This is a genomic window from Terriglobales bacterium, assembly GCA_035624475.1.
In the GTDB taxonomy this organism is placed as follows: Bacteria; Acidobacteriota; Terriglobia; order Terriglobales; family Acidobacteriaceae; genus DASPRL01.
Map to the genome: position 1 here is coordinate 1 of DASPRL010000296.1, position 3633 is coordinate 3633.

Annotated in this window: 5 protein-coding genes; 3 read left to right on the forward strand and 2 right to left on the reverse strand. The window is 66.7% G+C overall.

What is annotated here, in order from left to right:
* The 3 genes from VEG08_11765 to VEG08_11775 all read left to right on the forward strand — a co-directional run.
* Window positions 1-319, forward strand: a 319-nt coding sequence (locus VEG08_11765) for a GIY-YIG nuclease family protein (GenBank protein ID HXZ28660.1), incomplete at its 5' end; no start/stop codon positions are given.
* A 69-nt stretch (window positions 320-388) separates the two neighbouring features.
* Complete coding sequence (locus VEG08_11770; GenBank protein HXZ28661.1) at window positions 389-514, forward strand: hypothetical protein; 126 nt, start codon at window positions 389-391, stop codon at window positions 512-514.
* Window positions 515-587: 73 nt separating this feature from the next.
* On the forward strand, window positions 588-1214 hold the full coding sequence (locus VEG08_11775; GenBank protein ID HXZ28662.1) for a group I intron-associated PD-(D/E)XK endonuclease: 627 nt from the start codon (window positions 588-590) through the stop codon (window positions 1212-1214).
* Window positions 1215-1325: 111 nt separating this feature from the next.
* Here the strand turns inward: VEG08_11775 and VEG08_11780 are convergent, their stop codons facing one another.
* Window positions 1326-2225: a DMT family transporter gene (locus VEG08_11780; protein ID HXZ28663.1), complete on the reverse strand. Its 900-nt coding sequence runs from the start codon at window positions 2223-2225 to the stop codon at window positions 1326-1328.
* 138 nt (window positions 2226-2363) lie between these two features.
* Window positions 2364-3633, reverse strand: a 1270-nt coding sequence (locus tag VEG08_11785) for an acetyl ornithine aminotransferase family protein (GenBank protein ID HXZ28664.1), incomplete at its 5' end; no start/stop codon positions are given.

Below are 3633 nucleotides of genomic sequence, written 5' to 3' on the forward strand. Positions count from 1 at the left end.
GCGCAGGCCCAAGCACTTCTGGGTGTACATCCTGACCAACCGGCCGCGGTCGCACGTGCTCTATACCGGCATTACCAGCGACCTCCCACACCGTGTCTTCCAGCACAAGAACAAGCTCCTCCCCGGCTTCACCAGCCGCTACAACCTGACCCGGCTGGTGTACTGCGAGATGTTCTATCGCGCCGGCGATGCCATCGCCCGAGAGAAGGAGATCAAAGGCTGGCTACGCATCAAGAAGATCCGGTTAATCGAGGCGATGAACCCGCGCTGGGAGGACTTGGCGGCGAGGTGGGGAGAGCAGTACAAACCCGCCTGTTAGCCGACATTTCTAGCACTGCGCGCGAGGTCCTTCGGCCCTAAAGGGCCTCAGGATGACACCTTCAAGGGCGTGGACACTGCGCGCGAGATCCTTCGCGGCCTGAAGGCCGCTCAGGATGACGCCTTCAAGGGCGTGGGCACTGCACGCGAGATCCTTCGCGGCCTGAAGGCCGCTCAGGATGACGCCTTCCTGTGAGATATACTATTTAGACAGCAGTTGACACACAGCATTATGTGCGATACTCTAGAAGCCGAAGTTGAGCACGAGCATGGCTTCCCCGAGAGTCCCCCGCAACGCTTCCCCTCCCTCCTCTTCCAAGGCTTCCACGCCCAAGTTCCCCGCGGCGCCAAAGGCGACAGCCAAGTTCGACCGGGTGGCGCGGGGGGAGTGGGCCGAACTGGCTTTCATGGCCAAGGCGGCCAGCCTGGGGCTGGTGGCCTGCAAGCCCCCGGGCAACAGCCGTCCCTTCGACTTCCTGGTCTATGTCCCCGGAGTGCACGCGGCGCGGGTGCAGGTGAAGTCGGCGTGGTCGAAGTGCCCCAACAAGTACCGCATCAAGGCCACGCGGCACAACCGCGCCTACAAGGCGTCGGAGGTGGACGTCTTCGTGGTGTACATCGTCCCGGAGAACGCCTGGTACGTGGTGCCGGCGCGGGTCATGAACAAGATGCGCGGATCGTGGTTCTTTCCGCATGTCCCCAACAGCCGCAGCAAGTTCGAGAAGTATAGAGAGGCGTGGTGGCGGCTGACGGAGCCGAAGCAGCGGCGGGAGATGCGGGTGGATCTGTACGCCTGCGCGGACGAGCAGTGGCCGGTGGCCAGTGATCAGTGGTCAGAGAACGCGGCAGGGAGGGTGTCCTTGGTGGCCCTGCGTGTCCTTGGTGGTGAGATTTGAAAAGCTAACCACGAAGGGCACGACGGTACACGAAGCGGTCTCCGGTGACCTCCGACTCCTCTTCAGCATAGCCGAGTCGGCTGTGCCACACGAGCCGCTGACCACTGACCCCTAGCCACTGACCACTGCTCTTCCATGTCCCCAGAGCTGGACCACGGCCACGCCGGCGAGGGAAATGGCGCCGCCCAGCAGGGAGAGCGCCCGCGGCACCTCGCCCAGCCACAGCCAGGCGATCCCGATGGCGAGTACGGGGATGACGTAGAGCACGCTGACGGCGCGGGTGGCGGCGGCGCGCGCCAGGTAGTAGCCGTACAAGACGTAGGCGATGGCGGCGGGAAAGATCCCCATGTAGAGGCAGGCCAGGGTGGCGGCCAGGGGCGCGCGCGGCAGAGTGTGCGGCAGGCTCCACGCGAAGGGGAGCAGGAAGAGGGTCCCGAACCACATGGTGTAGGCGGTGAACTGGAGGGCGCCGTAGCGCACCAGGTAGCGCTTCTGCACGATGGTGTAGATGGAAGAGGCGATGGCGGCGGCCAGAATAAGGAGGGCGTGCAGGTTGAGGCGCAGTCCTCCGGCCTCGCCGGCGGCGATGAGCGCGACCCCGGCGAAGCTGACCAGGATGCCCAGCCAGCCCAGGGGGCGCAGGCGGTCCGCCAGGAAAAAGCGGGCGAGGAGGGAGGACCAGATCGGCATGGAGGCGACCAGCAGGCTGGCGGCGCCGGCGGCGACGGTGACTTCGCCATAGTTGAGCAGGAGGTTGTAGGCGGTGAAGCCGAGGGCGCCGGTGAGGGCGAGTCCGGGGAGGTCGCGGGGGGCGGGCAGGCGCATGCGAACCAGCGCGGCGTAGGCGGCCAGCACCAGCGAGCCGGTGGCGTAGCGCAGCAGCGCGACCTCGGCGGGAGAGTAGCCGCGCAGGCCGGCGCGGATGCCGGCGAAGGCGGAGGCCCAGAGGACGAGGGAGATCGCCAACGCGACCAGCGCGCGGGGCGAGGGCGGGCTCGGAGAAGTAGACATTGGGGCGCAGTACTCGGTACTCAGTACTCAGAGTGCGAATCAAAGCCAACCACAAGGGACACGAAGGCAGACACGAAGGGCACAAAGGAAGGAGCCGGGGCCCCTGACCCCTGACTCCCCGGCAAAGAGCTAGCTACGCTAACTCTTTGCCTTCTTCACCGGCTTGCCTTCGACGATGGAGATGCACTCTTCCAGGATGTCGAGGGCGGCGTCGGCTTGCTCGCGGGTGACCACCAGCGGGGGCGCGACCCGGATGGTGTTCTCGCCGCAGCCCAGGAAGAGGGCGCCACGCTCGAAGCAGAGGTCGGCGATCTTGTCGCGCGCATCGTGGGCGGGGGCGCGGGAGTCGCGGTCCTTGACGATCTCGACGCCGATCATCAGCCCCAGCCCGCGGACGTCGCCCACCATGGGATGCTTCTTCGGCCAGCCGGCCAGTCGCTCCAGGATGTGACGGCCGATCTTCTGGGCGTTCTTCAGGCCCTCGCGCTCCAGCACGTCGAGGGTGGCGAGGGCGGCGGCGATGCAGACGGGGTTGCCGCCGAAGGTGGAAGCGTGGGAGCCGGGCAGCCAGTCCATGATGGAGGCGCGGCTCAGAGTCACGCCCAGGGGCATGCCGGAAGCGATGCCCTTGGCGATGCAGACGATGTCGGGCTCGACGGAGGCGTGCTGGCACGCCCACCACTTGCCGGTGCGGCCGGCGCCGGATTGCACCTCGTCCATGACCAGCAGGATGCCGTTCTGGTCGCAGATGCGGCGCAATTCCTGGAGGAACTCGGGCGGGGCGATGAGGTATCCGCCCTCGCCCTGGATGGGCTCGACGAAGATGGCGGCCACTTCCTCGGGCGGCAGCGTGGTCTTGAAGAGCTTTTCTTCGATGAAGCGGGCGCAGTCGATGCCATGCTGGGCGGGGCTAGCGCCGGCGGGGCGGCGGTAGACGTCGGGATAGGGGACATGGGTGACGCCCGGCATCAGGGGCGCGAAGCGGCGGCGCTGCTGCGGCTTGGAGGAGGTGAGCGCCAGCGAGCCCATGGTGCGTCCGTGGAAGGCGCCGAAGAAGGCGATGATGTGCTGGCGGCGGGTATGGTAGCGGGCCAGCTTGATGGCGGCCTCGATGGCCTCGGTGCCGGAGTTGCCGTAGTAGATCTTGTGAGGGCCGGGCATGGGCGCGATCTTGGAGAGGCGCTCGGCCAGGGTGATCATGTTCTCGTAGTAGAAGTCGGTGCCGGACATGTGGATGAGTTCGGCGGCCTGCTTCTGGATGGCGCTGACGACCTCGGGATGGCAGTGGCCGGTGGCGACCACGGCGATGCCGGCGGTGAAGTCGAGGAACTCGTTGCCGTCGACGTCTTCGATGACGGCGCCGTGGCCGCGCTTGGCGACCAGCGGATACGAGCGGGTGTAGGACGGC

Excerpts from the sequence above, each read along its gene's own strand:
- VEG08_11775 (HXZ28662.1), top strand. The coding sequence starts at position 588 with ATGGCTTCCCCGAGAGTCCCCCGCAACGCTTCCCCTCCCTCCTCTTCC.
- VEG08_11780 (HXZ28663.1), bottom strand. The coding sequence starts at position 2,225 with ATGTCTACTTCTCCGAGCCCGCCCTCGCCCCGCGCGCTGGTCGCGTTG.